Annotated in this window: 27 protein-coding genes; all 27 read right to left on the bottom strand. The window is 41.4% G+C overall.

Annotated features, from left to right (window positions below; all coding sequences use genetic code 11):
- Positions 1–498, bottom strand: a 498-nt coding sequence (rplQ, locus tag ACYVAA_RS07070; protein ID WP_460539926.1) for a 50S ribosomal protein L17, incomplete at its 3' end; no start/stop codon positions are given.
- A gap of 6 nt (positions 499–504) precedes the next feature.
- The gene (locus ACYVAA_RS07065) at positions 505–1,494 is read right to left on the bottom strand and encodes a DNA-directed RNA polymerase subunit alpha (RefSeq protein ID WP_186754564.1); all 990 of its coding nucleotides are present in this window, start codon (positions 1,492–1,494) and stop codon (positions 505–507) included.
- Between the two features lie 34 nt (positions 1,495–1,528).
- On the bottom strand, positions 1,529–2,134 hold the full coding sequence (rpsD, locus tag ACYVAA_RS07060; protein ID WP_460539924.1) for a 30S ribosomal protein S4: 606 nt from the start codon (positions 2,132–2,134) through the stop codon (positions 1,529–1,531).
- Positions 2,135–2,152: 18 nt separating this feature from the next.
- Positions 2,153–2,551 carry a small ribosomal subunit protein uS11 gene (rpsK, locus tag ACYVAA_RS07055; protein WP_460539922.1) on the bottom strand — a complete coding sequence of 133 codons (399 nt, stop codon included), beginning with the start codon at positions 2,549–2,551 and terminating at the stop codon, positions 2,153–2,155.
- A 15-nt stretch (positions 2,552–2,566) separates the two neighbouring features.
- Entirely contained in the window at positions 2,567–2,944 is a 378-nt protein-coding gene (rpsM, locus tag ACYVAA_RS07050; protein WP_460539920.1) for a 30S ribosomal protein S13, read from the bottom strand.
- Positions 2,945–2,949: 5 nt separating this feature from the next.
- Positions 2,950–3,066: a 50S ribosomal protein L36 gene (gene rpmJ / locus ACYVAA_RS07045; RefSeq protein WP_009034194.1), complete on the bottom strand. Its 117-nt coding sequence runs from the start codon at positions 3,064–3,066 to the stop codon at positions 2,950–2,952.
- Positions 3,067–3,072: 6 nt separating this feature from the next.
- A complete protein-coding gene (infA, locus tag ACYVAA_RS07040; RefSeq protein WP_186754549.1) occupies positions 3,073–3,291 on the bottom strand; it encodes a translation initiation factor IF-1 in 219 nt (72 codons plus the stop codon).
- 2 nt (positions 3,292–3,293) lie between these two features.
- Positions 3,294–4,067, bottom strand: coding sequence for a type I methionyl aminopeptidase (gene map, locus ACYVAA_RS07035; protein WP_460539917.1), 774 nt, complete (start codon positions 4,065–4,067; stop codon positions 3,294–3,296).
- 1 nt (position 4,068) lies between these two features.
- Entirely contained in the window at positions 4,069–5,385 is a 1,317-nt protein-coding gene (secY, locus tag ACYVAA_RS07030) for a preprotein translocase subunit SecY (RefSeq protein ID WP_460539915.1), read from the bottom strand.
- 3 nt (positions 5,386–5,388) lie between these two features.
- Positions 5,389–5,835 (bottom strand): large ribosomal subunit protein uL15, encoded by a 447-nt coding sequence (gene rplO, locus ACYVAA_RS07025; protein WP_460539913.1) that lies wholly within the window; start codon positions 5,833–5,835, stop codon positions 5,389–5,391.
- 2 nt (positions 5,836–5,837) lie between these two features.
- Complete coding sequence (rpmD, locus tag ACYVAA_RS07020; RefSeq protein WP_015264099.1) at positions 5,838–6,017, bottom strand: 50S ribosomal protein L30; 180 nt, start codon at positions 6,015–6,017, stop codon at positions 5,838–5,840.
- Between the two features lie 4 nt (positions 6,018–6,021).
- Positions 6,022–6,540, bottom strand: a complete 519-nt coding sequence (gene rpsE / locus ACYVAA_RS07015) for a 30S ribosomal protein S5 (protein ID WP_460539910.1) — start codon at positions 6,538–6,540, stop codon at positions 6,022–6,024.
- Between the two features lie 6 nt (positions 6,541–6,546).
- Complete coding sequence (gene rplR, locus ACYVAA_RS07010; RefSeq protein WP_460539908.1) at positions 6,547–6,897, bottom strand: 50S ribosomal protein L18; 351 nt, start codon at positions 6,895–6,897, stop codon at positions 6,547–6,549.
- Between the two features lie 7 nt (positions 6,898–6,904).
- On the bottom strand, positions 6,905–7,462 hold the full coding sequence (gene rplF, locus ACYVAA_RS07005; protein ID WP_460539906.1) for a 50S ribosomal protein L6: 558 nt from the start codon (positions 7,460–7,462) through the stop codon (positions 6,905–6,907).
- Positions 7,463–7,472: 10 nt separating this feature from the next.
- The gene (gene rpsH, locus ACYVAA_RS07000; protein ID WP_460539904.1) at positions 7,473–7,868 is read right to left on the bottom strand and encodes a 30S ribosomal protein S8; all 396 of its coding nucleotides are present in this window, start codon (positions 7,866–7,868) and stop codon (positions 7,473–7,475) included.
- A gap of 82 nt (positions 7,869–7,950) precedes the next feature.
- On the bottom strand, positions 7,951–8,220 hold the full coding sequence (gene rpsN / locus ACYVAA_RS06995) for an uS14 family ribosomal protein (RefSeq protein ID WP_460539902.1): 270 nt from the start codon (positions 8,218–8,220) through the stop codon (positions 7,951–7,953).
- A gap of 2 nt (positions 8,221–8,222) precedes the next feature.
- Positions 8,223–8,783, bottom strand: a complete 561-nt coding sequence (gene rplE, locus ACYVAA_RS06990) for a large ribosomal subunit protein uL5 (protein ID WP_460539900.1) — start codon at positions 8,781–8,783, stop codon at positions 8,223–8,225.
- On the bottom strand, positions 8,776–9,120 hold the full coding sequence (gene rplX, locus ACYVAA_RS06985; protein WP_460539897.1) for a 50S ribosomal protein L24: 345 nt from the start codon (positions 9,118–9,120) through the stop codon (positions 8,776–8,778). The genes rplE and rplX overlap by 8 nt, the downstream gene beginning before the upstream one ends.
- A gap of 2 nt (positions 9,121–9,122) precedes the next feature.
- Positions 9,123–9,491 carry a 50S ribosomal protein L14 gene (rplN, locus tag ACYVAA_RS06980; RefSeq protein WP_015264107.1) on the bottom strand — a complete coding sequence of 123 codons (369 nt, stop codon included), beginning with the start codon at positions 9,489–9,491 and terminating at the stop codon, positions 9,123–9,125.
- 2 nt (positions 9,492–9,493) lie between these two features.
- Positions 9,494–9,754, bottom strand: a complete 261-nt coding sequence (gene rpsQ, locus ACYVAA_RS06975; protein ID WP_460539894.1) for a small ribosomal subunit protein uS17 — start codon at positions 9,752–9,754, stop codon at positions 9,494–9,496.
- A 7-nt stretch (positions 9,755–9,761) separates the two neighbouring features.
- On the bottom strand, positions 9,762–9,956 hold the full coding sequence (rpmC, locus tag ACYVAA_RS06970; RefSeq protein ID WP_460539892.1) for a large ribosomal subunit protein uL29: 195 nt from the start codon (positions 9,954–9,956) through the stop codon (positions 9,762–9,764).
- An 8-nt stretch (positions 9,957–9,964) separates the two neighbouring features.
- Positions 9,965–10,384 (bottom strand): large ribosomal subunit protein uL16, encoded by a 420-nt coding sequence (gene rplP, locus ACYVAA_RS06965; RefSeq protein ID WP_460539890.1) that lies wholly within the window; start codon positions 10,382–10,384, stop codon positions 9,965–9,967.
- A gap of 24 nt (positions 10,385–10,408) precedes the next feature.
- Positions 10,409–11,140, bottom strand: coding sequence for a small ribosomal subunit protein uS3 (gene rpsC, locus ACYVAA_RS06960; RefSeq protein WP_460539888.1), 732 nt, complete (start codon positions 11,138–11,140; stop codon positions 10,409–10,411).
- A 9-nt stretch (positions 11,141–11,149) separates the two neighbouring features.
- A complete protein-coding gene (rplV, locus tag ACYVAA_RS06955) occupies positions 11,150–11,539 on the bottom strand; it encodes a large ribosomal subunit protein uL22 (protein ID WP_460539886.1) in 390 nt (129 codons plus the stop codon).
- A gap of 2 nt (positions 11,540–11,541) precedes the next feature.
- Positions 11,542–11,820 (bottom strand): 30S ribosomal protein S19, encoded by a 279-nt coding sequence (rpsS, locus tag ACYVAA_RS06950; protein ID WP_018475621.1) that lies wholly within the window; start codon positions 11,818–11,820, stop codon positions 11,542–11,544.
- A 2-nt stretch (positions 11,821–11,822) separates the two neighbouring features.
- A complete protein-coding gene (gene rplB / locus ACYVAA_RS06945; protein WP_460539884.1) occupies positions 11,823–12,647 on the bottom strand; it encodes a large ribosomal subunit protein uL2 in 825 nt (274 codons plus the stop codon).
- Positions 12,648–12,660: 13 nt separating this feature from the next.
- Positions 12,661–12,888: a 50S ribosomal protein L23 gene (locus ACYVAA_RS06940; RefSeq protein ID WP_460539882.1), complete on the bottom strand. Its 228-nt coding sequence runs from the start codon at positions 12,886–12,888 to the stop codon at positions 12,661–12,663.
- Between the last annotated feature and the right edge of the window lie 2 nt (positions 12,889–12,890).

Below are 12,890 nucleotides of genomic sequence, written 5' to 3'. Positions count from 1 at the left end.
CTTGTCTTCTGAAGCTTTAGATTCCACATCCTTGGCTTTTGCCTCAGTAGCAGTTTCTTCAGCTTGAGCAGCTTTACCAGTACCTCGACGGCTTCTTCTGGTTTTCTTTTGCTCTGGCTTAGCTTCTTTCAACATCAACTCATTGAAGTCTACCAACTCAATGATACACATCTCTGCATTATCACCCAGACGGAAGCCCGTCTTGATGATACGGGTGTATCCACCCGGTCTGCTAGCTACTTTCTCTACCACTTCACCGAAAAGAGCCTTGATGGCTTCTTTGTCCTGAAGGTATGAGAAGGCAATACGTCTATTATGAGTAGTATCTTCTTTTGCTCTAGTCACTAGAGGCTCTACATATTTTCTTAATTCCTTGGCTTTGGCAAGTGTAGTAGAAATACGCTTGTGAAGAATCAGAGAAGCAGCCATATTGGAAAGCATTGCCTTCCTATGAGAAGCCTTTCTGCCAAGGTGATTAAATTTCTTACCGTGTCTCATCGTTTATTATTCTTCGTCAAGTTTATACTTAGATATGTCCATGCCGAACTGCAATCCTTTCTCCTGAATCAATTGCTCCAGCTCAGCTAGGGATTTTTTACCGAAGTTTCTGAATTTCATCATGTCAGAAATCTCCAATCTTGCTAAGTCTCCCAATGTTTTCACATCGGCAGCTTTCAAGCAGTTAAACGCCCTGACAGACAGATCAAGATCGCTCAGCGGAGTCTTGAGTAACTTACGCATGTGCAAGAATTCCTCATCTATCGGCTCAGGTGAATCACCACCTGGAGTATCTATAACCATTGTCTGGTCAGAGAACAACATGAAGTGCTGAATCAGGATTTTAGCAGACTCCTGTAGCGCCTTCTCAGGGTGTATGGAACCGTCTGTACTTACCTCAAGGATCAATTTCTCAAAGTCAGTCTTTTGCTCCACCCTGGTGTTCTCCACGCTGTATTTCACGTTCTTGATTGGAGTGAAAATAGCGTCTATTGGAATAACTCCGAATACCTGCTCTTTTGGTTTGGATTCTTCAGCAGGAAGGTAACCTCTACCTTTTTCCACTGTAAGCTCAATTTCAAAGCTCTTAGAATCATCCAAATGACAGATAACCAAGTCAGGGTTCAAAACCTCAAATGACGAGGTGAACTTAGCGATATCTCCAGCAGTAAAAACATCTTGGTTTTTTACTTCCACAGTGATCTTACCGTCGATAGAATCATGGATCTTCTTGAATCTAACTTGTTTTAGATTAAGAATAATATCAGTAACATCTTCCACAACTCCTTCGATGGTAGAGAATTCATGAACTACACCAGGTAATTTCACCGAGGTGATGGCGTAGCCCTCTAGGGAAGAGAGCAAGATTCTTCTCAGCGCATTACCAATTGTAACCCCGTATCCTTTTTCTAGTGGCTTAAATGTGAACAAACCGTGGAAGTCATCGGCTTTTTCCATCACCACTTTTTCGGGCATTTGAAATGCTAGTATGGACATATCAATAGTTCTTTTAAGTCAGAAAGTTTAGTTATTACTTAGAGTATAGTTCAACGATAAGTTGTTCCTTGATATTCTCAGGAATATCTTCTCTTACAGGAACACTTACAAACTTACCGGATAATGAAGAATTATCCCACTCTAACCAAGAGTAGCGGCCTGCGCCTCTACCCGCAAGACTGGAAGTGATCGCTTCAAGAGATTTTGATCTCTCTCGTACCGATACAACATCTCCAGGCTTCAATGTGTAAGAAGGAATGTTTACCACCTCACCATTTACTAAAATATGCTTGTGAGAAACCAACTGTCTTGCCCCTCTACGAGTAGGAGAAACCCCTAATCTGTATACGGTGTTGTCAAGACGTGCTTCCAACAGCTGAAGAAGGTTTTCACCAGTAATCCCCTGTTTTCTGGAAGCGATGTTAAACATCTTTGAGAATTGTCTCTCAAGTACTCCGTAGATGTATTTAGCCTTTTGCTTTTCAGCTAACTGAATAGCATATTCAGACTGCTTCTTTCTTCTTCCTCTGCCGTGTTGACCAGGAGGATAGTTTTTCTTCTGAAGTGCCTTGCTTTGTCCTTCGATAGGTTCACCGAATTTTCTAGCAATTTTCGCTTTTGGACCTCTATATCTAGCCATTCTTATTTCTTCGTTAAATTAAACTCTTCTACGTTTTGGAGGACGGCATCCGTTGTGAGGAAGCGGAGTCACATCGATGATCGTAGTTACATCAAGACCTACATTTTGCAAAGTTCTGATAGCAGATTCTCTACCAGCGCCCGGACCTTTCACAAAGACCTCGATTTTTCTCAAACCTAGGTCATAAGCAACCTGACCACAGTTTTGAGCAGCCATTTGTGCAGCGTAAGGAGTATTTTTCTTAGAACCTCTGAATCCCATTTTACCGGCAGAAGCCCATGAAATTACTTGACCTGAATTATTGGTAATGGAAATGATGATGTTGTTAAAAGAAGCTTTGATATGCGCTTGGCCTACCGCTTCTACTTTAACAACTCTCTTTTTTCCTTTAGCTTTATCGTTTCTTCTCTGAGCCATAATCTATATCAAGATTTATTTGGTTGCCTTCTTCTTGTTAGCAACAGTCTTTCTCTTACCTTTTCTAGTTCTAGCGTTATTCTTAGTCTTCTGACCTCTTACAGGAAGTCCTTTTCTGTGACGAAGACCTCTGTAACAACCAATATCCATCAATCGTTTGATGTTCAACTGCACCTCAGATTTCAAAACACCTTCTGTCTTGAACTCTTCCGCAATAATGTTCCTGATAGCTGTGGATTCATCATCTGTCCACTCACCGGCTTTTTTATCAAACGATATTCCTGCTTTAGTAAGGATCGCTCTAGCAGAACTTCTACCTATACCAAAAATATAGGTCAAGCCAATTTCACCGCGCTTGTTGTCGGGAATGTCAACACCTGCAATTCTTGCCATAATTTTTAACCTTGTCTTTGTTTAAACTTAGGATTCTTTTTGTTGATGACGTAAAGCTTTCCTTTTCTTCTGATCACTTTACAGTCCACGCTTCTCTTTTTAATAGATGCCTTAACTTTCATGACATGTTATTTATACCTATATACAATTCTACCTTTTGAAAGATCGTAAGGAGACATTTCTAACTTTACCCTATCTCCTGGTAAGATCTTGATGTAATTCATTCTCATTTTACCGGAAATATGAGCAATCAATTGATGTCCATTCTCCAGTTCCACCTTAAACATTGCATTTGACAGTGCTTCTATTATCGTACCATCTTGCTCAATGGATGCTTGTTTAGCCATATTTAGAATTTAAAATTTTCCTCTATGTATTGATGTGTTGTCAGTATTTCTGTCCTGTCTTCAAATATAGCAACAGTGTGTTCAAAATGTGCTGATGGCTTGCGGTCAGCAGTCCGGATTGTCCATCCGTCCCTTTCCTGCACCACATTTCTCGTTCCGAGATTCACCATCGGCTCTATCGCCAACACCATGCCTTCTTTCAGTAAAGGACCACTTCCTTTTTTGCCGTAATTGGGTACTTCCGGGGATTCGTGTAGGCTCTTTCCTACACCATGTCCCACTAACTCCCGGACTACAGTGTAACCTTTGCCTTCCACAAATTTTTGAATGGCATTTCCTACATCTCCAATCCTATTTCCAAAAACAGCCTTTTCAATACCTAGGTACAATGACTCCTTGGTAGCTTTGAGCAATGACAATACTTTAGGGGAAACTTCACCGACAGGGTAAGTATAAGCGGAATCGCTATGAAAACCTTGGTGAAAGACTCCACAATCTATTGAGATTATATCGCCATCTTTCAAAACATATTCACCTGGAAATCCGTGAACTACTACTTCGTTCACAGATATACAAAGTGAGGCGGGAAAACCATTGTAACCTTTAAAAGAAGGTACACCTCCGTGATCCCTTATAAATTCTTCAGCTATTTTATCTAATTGAGAGGTCGTTACCCCTTCCTTAACAAGCTTGGCCACTTCACCGTGAGCCTTACCTAATATTTGAGCACTTTCCTTTATCAACTGGACTTCTTCAGAAGTCTTGTAGTGTATCATATTATGCTACAGCGTAATTTGAAGGATTATTTCTCATGTTGCCACTTTTCATCATTCCTTCATAGTGTCTCATAAGAAGATAACTCTCGATCTGACGCAAAGTATCCATGATCACACCCACCATGATCAATAGTGAGGTTCCCCCATAAAACTGGGCAAATTGGTTCCCCACTCCTGCTATCATTGCAAATGCCGGCATAATGGCCACCAATGCAAGCAATACAGATCCTGGCAAAGTGATTCTAGAAATAATATTGTCAATAAAGTCAGCAGTAGGCGCACCTGGTTTTACACCTGGCACAAATCCCCCATTTCTTTTCATATCTTCTGCAATTTGCTCGGGATTAACCGTAATAGCAGTGTAAAAGAACGTGAATAAGATAATCATAATGGCAAACACCAAATTGTACTGCCAAGAGGTAGGATTACTGAAAGTACTACCAATGTAATTGGCTATATCACTTTCCTGAGACCAGATTTGAGCTATCAGTGCAGGCACAAACATCAATGACTGTGCAAAGATAATCGGCATTACCCCTGAAGCATTCACTTTGATAGGAATATATTGCCTTTGGCCTCCATAGACTTTACCTCCAACTACTTGCTTTGCATACTGAACAGGAATTCTACGCGTAGCCTCTGTGAGCGCTACCACTCCTACCACTACAAAGAAGAGTACAGCAGCTTCAATAATAAGAAGAAGCATCCCGGATGTACCTTTCGATACAGTTTCCGCTATCATTGCCCCTGGTAAGCTGGAGATAATACCAATCATGATCAACATGGAAATACCGTTTCCGATACCTTTCTCAGTGATCTTTTCACCGAGCCACATACAGAACATGGTTCCAGCAGCCAGCAACACCAAAGAACTGAACATAAACAAGCTCTTGCTCACCAATATGGCTTCATTTGGAATGGTAGCAGTGATATAACCTACTCCCTGAGCCAAAGTAATCAAGATGGTCAGCACTCTGGTAATCTGATTGATACGCTTCCTTCCAGACTCGCCTTCTTTTTGAAGCTTTTGAAAATAAGGTACTCCAACAGTTAATAATTGCAACACAATAGATGCCGAAATATAAGGCATAATACCTAATCCAAAGATAGAAGCATTACTGAATGCTCCACCTAAGAAGGTGTCAATCAAACCGAAAATCCCCTCTGATGATCCAGATAGTTGATTAGGATCTACTCCTGGCAACACGATAAAAGAACCCAATCTGAATACAATCAGGAAACCGACTGTATTCAAGATACGGATTCTTAAATCTTCAATAGAAAAGATATTCTTAACTGTTGAGATAAATTTTTTCATTTGTTAAATCTTGTTAACAGTTCCGCCAAGCTTTTCGATTGCCTCAGTAGCGGAAGCTGAGAAATAATGAGCACTTACGTTTAATTTAGACGTAAGTTCGCCTCTTCCTAGGACTTTTACAACATCTTTTTTAGAAACCAATCCATTTTCCACCAAGGTGTCAAACGTAATTGTATCTGTACTAAGCTTTTCAGCGATAGTTTGTAATACATCTAAATTGATTGGTTTGCATTCGATCCTGTTCAAGCTCTTAAAGCCAAACTTAGGAACTCTTCTTTGAAGTGGCATCTGACCACCTTCAAAACCCAATTTACGGCTGTAGCCGGATCTTGATTGAGCACCTTTATGACCTCTAGTGGATGTACCACCTCGTCCTGAACCAGTACCTCGTCCGATTCTCTTTCGGCTTTTAACGGAACCTTTAGCAGGTTGTAATGTATGTAATTTCATAATTAGGCTTCCTCTACTTTTACAAGGTGACTAACTTTTCTTATCATTCCAGCAATCTGAGGAGTGTTTTCCACTTCTACAGACTTATTGATTTTACCAAGTCCCAAAGCAACGATTGTCGCCTTTTGATCCTTTGGTCTACTGATGGTGCTTCTTACTTGAGTTACTTTTACCTTCGCCATGTTCTTACCCGTTAAATACTTTAGACAATTTAACACCACGCTGCTGGGAAACTGCAATAGCATCCCTCAATTGAGACAATGCATCAATAGTAGCTTTCACCACGTTGTGAGGGTTAGAAGACCCTTTGGATTTGGCCAATACATCAGTGATGCCGGCACTCTCCAATACAGCACGCATCGCACCACCTGCGATTACACCGGTACCCGCTGCTGCTGGCTTGATAAGTACCAAACCGCCACCAAATTTACCGATAGCTTCGTGAGGGATAGTTCCCTTCAAAATCGGCACCTGAACCAAGCTCTTCTTGGCATCCTCAATACCTTTGGTAATAGCATCGGTAACCTCATTAGCTTTACCCAAGCCAAAACCAACAATACCGTTACCATCACCTACAACGACAATAGCTGAAAAAGAGAACCTTCTACCACCTTTCACTACTTTAGCTACTCGGTTGATAGCTACTACTTTTTCTTTAAGCTCTGTATCTGTTGCCCTAATGGGTTTCTTTCTTAATTGGGACATAATTGATTAAAATTTAAGGCCACCTTCTCTCGCACCTTCAGCGAGAGCTTTTACATTACCATGATACAAGTAGCCACTTCTATCAAAAACTACTTCTGTGAATCCGCCTGCTGCTGCACGCTCTGCTAACTTCTTCCCTACTTCCTTAGAAACAGATACATTAGCATTCTTTACCGCTCCAAGCTCCTTAGATGAAGCCTGCGCAAGCGTGTGACCCTTAAGGTCGTCAATCAGTTGAGCGTATATACCCGTATTACTTTTGAATACGGACAAACGAGGTCTTGCAGCCGTACCGGAAATCTTTTTCCGGATACTCCTTCTGATCCTAAGTCTTCTTGAATTCTTATTAAAAGCCATCTCTCAATTATTTTTTAGCGGCAGTTTTACCAGCCTTACGTCTAACTTGTTCACCTACAAAGCGGATACCTTTTCCTTTGTAAGGTTCTACCTTACGTAAAGACTTGATTTTAGCGGCTACTTGCCCGATCAATTCTTTATCGATACCTTCAAGGCTAACCAAAGGGTTTTTCCCTTTAGGAGTCTCGGCATTCACTTTAATTTCTTCAGGAAGGGAAAAGAAGATGCTGTGAGAGTAACCTAGAGAAAGTTCCAAAACTTGTCCCTGGTTAGAGGCCTTATAACCTACACCCACTAATTCCAACTCTTTCTTATATCCTTCGCTAACACCAACAACCATGTTGTTGATCAAAGAACGATACAGGCCATGAAGTGACTTATGCCTCTTCGATTCGGTAGGTCGCGTCAAAACAACTTGATTGTCTTCCACCGCAACGGCAATGTCGGGATTCACATCCTGAGACAGCGTACCTTTGGGACCTTTAACAGTAACCGCGTTGCTCGCAGTTACGTCTACAGTAACACCCGCTGGTAGATTTATTGGTTTTTTACCTATTCTTGACATAACGGTATGATTAATATACGTAACAAAGTACTTCCCCACCGACACCCTCTACACGGGCTTCTTTATCGGTCATTACCCCTTTAGAGGTAGAGATGATCGCGATCCCCAGACCGTTGATCACTCTAGGAAGTTCAGTCTTAGGCGCGTATTTTCTTAAACCTGGCTTACTTATTCTAGAAAGCTTTACGATGGCGTTTTGCTTCGTCACAGGGTTGTACTTCAGGGCTATCTTGATAGTCCCCTGAGGTCCGTTCTCTTCAAACTTATAGTTCTGAATATACCCTTTATCATGAAGCACCTTCGTAATCTCCTTCTTGATGTTAGAAGCAGGTATCTCAACGATACGGTGAGAAGCCTTGATGGCATTTCTCAACCTGGTCAAATAATCAGCTATTGGATCAGTCATATTAATATAAGTCTAACTGCACGCTCTTTCGGGCGTGCAAAGTTACACATTGATTCGTTAAATAAAAACTTTTATCTGATTTTTACCAGCTCGCTTTAGTTACACCAGGAATCTTACCTGCAGAGGCCATTTCTCTAAAGGTCACCCTGTTGATACCAAACTTCCTCATATAACCCTTAGGACGGCCGGTAAGTTTACATCTGTTGTGAAGCCTTACCGGAGAGGCGTTCTTAGGCAGTTTGTCCAGTGCTTCATAGTCACCTGCTGCTTTCAGTTCTTCTCTCTTTTTGGCATATTTAGCTACCAGACGTTCTCTTTTTCTCTCACGAGCTTTGATCGACTCTCTTGCCATAATTAGTCTTCTTTATTTTTGTTTACAAAAGGCATTCCGAAAGCTTTCAACAAAGCATAGCTCTCTTCGTCCGTTTCTGCAGTAGTCACAAAAGTGATGTCCATACCGGAGATCCTGTTCACTTTTTCAATACTGATTTCTGGGAAAATGATTTGCTCGGTTACACCCAAAGTGTAGTTACCTCTGCCATCAAAGCCTTTGTCACTGATACCTTTAAAGTCCCTAACTCGTGGAAGTGCTACAGTAGTAAGACGATCAAGGAATTCAAACATCCTTTCTCCTCTCAAAGTTACTTTTGCACCAATTGGCATTCCGTCTCTCAATTTAAAGTTGGAGATAGAGTTCTTAGCTTTAGTAGCTACAGCTCTTTGACCGGTGATCAAAGAAAGCTCCTCTACGCCCTGGTCTACCAATTTTTTATCTGCTACAGCTGCACCGATACCTTTGTTGATCACGATTTTGACCAACTTAGGCACCTGCATGGCTGATTTATATTGGAACTTCTCCTTCAATGCAGGAGCGATTTCCTTAATATACTTATCTTTTACTCTAGGATTAGCCATTGATCACCTCCCCGGTTTTCTTAGAATATCTAACTAATTTTCCATTTTCACCTGCCTTACGTCCTGTTCTGGTAGCTTCACCAGTCTTAGGATCAATCAGCATCAGCTTACTTACGTGAATGGCAGCTTCTTTCTTTTCGATACCTCCCTGAGGATTATTAGCCGTCGGTTTTACATGTTTGGTTACCATGTTAAGACCTTCTACGATAGCTCTTCTCTTTTCCAAGTTTACCGAAAGAACTTTACCAGACTTACCTTTATCATCTCCTGACAATACTTTTACAGTATCACCGGTTTTGATGTGCAATTTTGGTTGCTTATTCTTTTTTCTTTCCATGATTACAATACTTCTGGTGCCAAAGATACGATCTTCATAAATTGCTTCTCTCTCAGCTCTCTTGCTACTGGACCAAAGATACGGGTACCTCTTGGCTCATCGTTATTGTTCAAAAGAACAGCTGCGTTATCTTCAAAGCGGATATAAGATCCATCTTTTCTTCTAACTTCTTTTCTAGTCCTTACGATCACCGCTTTAGAAACGGTACCTTTTTTCATATTGCTGGAAGAAAGAGCCGACTTAACCGTCACGACAACTTTGTCCCCGATAGATGCATATCGCTTACCGGTTCCTCCCAGTACCCGGATAACAAGCACTTCTTTCGCACCTGAATTATCCGCTACACTTAATCTGGATTCTGACTGTATCATGATTATTTAGCTCTTTCTAAAATTTCTACTAATCTCCAACGCTTGTTTTTACTCAGCGGACGAGTTTCACTGATTTTAACGAGGTCTCCTTTGCCACACTCGTTATTCTCGTCATGAACCATAAATTTGGTAGTCTTAGCAACAAACTTACCATAGATAGGGTGCTTTACCCTACGTTCTACGGCTACCGTGATGGACTTGTCCATCTTGTTGCTGACTACTTTTCCTATTCTTTCTTTACGTAGATTTCTCTCAGTAGCCATTGTCTTCTTATTTAGCTAGTTGTTTGGCGGTCAAGAAAGTCTTCAATCTTGCGATAAGCTTTCTTGTCTCACTAATTCTGTTCGGATTCTCTATAGGAGAAATTGCATGGGCAAATTTTAACTTGGTAAGTTTTTCTTGCTCAGCGGCAATACGCTCAATGATTTCACTCTCGGAGAGTGCTTTGATTTCAGAGTTTTTCATAGTTACTATTATCCTACGTAATCTCTACGCACTACAAATTTTGTACTTACTGGAAGCTTTTGCTGTGCTAGTCGAAGTGCCTCCTGGGCCAATTCCATACTTACACCTGTAGCTTCGAAAAGGATGGTTCCTGGTTTGATCACGGCTACCCAATATTCAGGGGCACCTTTACCTTTACCCATACGAACTTCAGCAGGCTTTTTAGTAATCGGCTTGTCAGGGAAAATCCTGATCCAAACCTGTCCTTCCCTTTTCATTGCTCTGGTCATTGCAATACGGGCTGCTTCTATTTGACGGGAGGTAATCCATCCTGCCTCTAGGGACTTGATGCCAAAGTTACCGAAAGCGAGCGTATGCCCCCTTTGCGCGATACCTTTGACGCGTCCCTTTTGCATCTTTCTATACTTAGTTATTCTTGGCTGTAACATGATTTCTCACTTATTGGGTGAAAATTAGTTATTTCTCTTTCTTCTCTTAGGTCCGCCCTCTCTTCTGTTTCTTCTACCTGCTCCACCTGATTTTTCGTTGGCGATTCCAGCATTAGGAGAAAGATCTCTTTTACCGTAAACTTCACCTTTGAAAATCCATACTTTGATACCGATGATACCATAGACGGTTTGAGCTTCAGAGATAGCATAATCGATGTCTGCTCTTAGTGTATGAAGAGGAATTCTTCCTTCCTTATACATTTCAGATCTTGCCATCTCAGCGCCACCTAGACGTCCTGAAAGTTTGATTTTGATACCTTCAGCTCCTACTCTCATCGTAGCGGCAATGGATTGCTTCATTGCTCTTCTAAATGAGATCCTGGCCTGAAGTTGTTGAGCGATAGACTCCCCTACCAGCTTGGCATCCAATTCAGGACGCTTGATTTCAAAAATGTTGATCTGAACATCCTTGCTGGTAAGCTTTTTAAGCTCCTCTTTAAGTTTATCTACTTCCGCTCCACCTTTACCGATTACTACACCTGGACGGGCAGTATGGATGGTAAGGGTGATTCTTTTAAGCGTTCTTTCGATGATGATCTTTGCAATGCCTCCCTTAGGAATCCTGGCATATACATATTTTCTGATCTTTTGATCTTCGTATAGTTTGTCGGCAAAATCTCTGCCGCCATACCAGTTAGAATCCCAGCCCTTAACGATACCTAGTCTAAGACCAATAGGGTTAACTTTTTGTCCCATATTCTAATCTTAATTAGCGTTTTCTTTTGTTTCTACTTCATCAGCGGTAACCTCGGCATTGAACGCATCCACTACCAGAGTCACATGATTTGATCTTTTACGAATTCTGTGGGCCCTACCTTGGGGAGCAGGTCTAAGTCTCTTTAACATTCGACCACCGTCCACCTGAATCAGCTTCACGTAAAGATCAGCTTCTTCAAGTTTTGCATCTGGATTCTTTGCCTGCCAGTTTGCGATGGCTGACAACAAAAGTTTCTCCAGCTTAATAGCACCGTGATTCGGTGTAAATTTCAATATACTCAAGGCGTTACCTACTCTCTGTCCCCTTACCAGGTCAGCTACAAGACGCATCTTTCGAGGCGATGTAGGAACATTATTTAGTCTTGCTATTGCTTCCATGATTATCTCTTTCCTTTATCTTTTTTGGCAATGTGACCTCTAAAGTTTCTTGTAGGAGCAAATTCACCAAGCTTGTGACCTACCATATTATCTGTTACAAATACCGGGATAAACTTGTTTCCGTTATGCACAGCAAAGGTATGGCCTACAAAATCCGGAGAGATCATAGATCTTCTTGACCAAGTCTTGATCACAGACTTTTTGCCGGATTCGTTCATTGCATCTACTTTTTTGGCCAAGTGATGAGCTATATAAGGCCCTTTTTTTAATGAACGTGCCATAATTATTTAGATCTTTTACTTACGATAAACTTATTTGAATACTTTTTAGGACTTCTGGTCTTCTTACCTTTGGCCAGCAAACCAGTCCTAGATCTTGGGTGTCCACCTGAAGAACGCCCTTCACCACCACCCATTGGGTGATCCACAGGGTTCATCGCCACACCTCTTACTCTAGGTCTTCTTCCTAACCAACGCTTTCTACCAGCCTTACCAAGTACCACGTTCATGTGATCCGCATTAGACACTGTTCCGATAGTAGCAGTACATACAGCAAGTACCAATCTCATTTCCCCTGAAGGAAGTTTGATCGTTACATACTTACCTTCTCTGGCTACCAACTGGGCATAACTGCCTGCACTTCTTGCCAAAGCACCACCTTTACCAGGCTTCAATTCCACGTTGTGAATGATGGTACCTAAAGGAATGTTTTTCATTGGAAGGTTATTTCCTACCTCAGGAGCTACATTCTCACCGGAAATCACTGTTTGTCCTACTTGCAAACCTTCCGGGGCAATGATGTATGTCTTGGCACCATCTACATAGTAAAGCAATGCCAAACGGGCTGTTCTGTTTGGATCGTATTCGATCGCCTTAACAGTAGCCGGAACACCAAATTTATTACGCTTAAAATCTACAATTCTAAGTCTTCTCTTATGACCACCACCCAAATAGCGGGCAGTCATTTTTCCAGTGTTATTTCTACCACCTGATTTCTTCAACGGAGCCAACAATGACTTCTCTGGCTTTGATTTGGTAATCTCATCAAATGCCGGAGCCATTCTAAATCGGGTACCGGGAGTTACAGGCTTTAATTTTTTAACTGCCATGATTCTGATTCAATTAAATTTCTCCGTAAAAGTCAATTACTTCTCCATCGGCTACTTGCACAATAGCTTTTTTGAAAGCATTGGTATAACCGGATACTACTTTTGTTTTGGTATAGCGCGTCTTTTTCTTACCGGCATACCGCATCGTCCTTACAGACACCACTTTTACACCAAACATTTTTTCAACGGCCGCTTTGATTTCTGGCTTCTTTGCAGTCTTCTCCACTACAAATCCGTACACAC

The sequence above is a fragment of the Echinicola sediminis genome (assembly GCF_054777495.1).
Note: the sequence above shows the minus strand (reverse complement) of the source record. Positions and strands in the feature narration are given on the sequence as shown.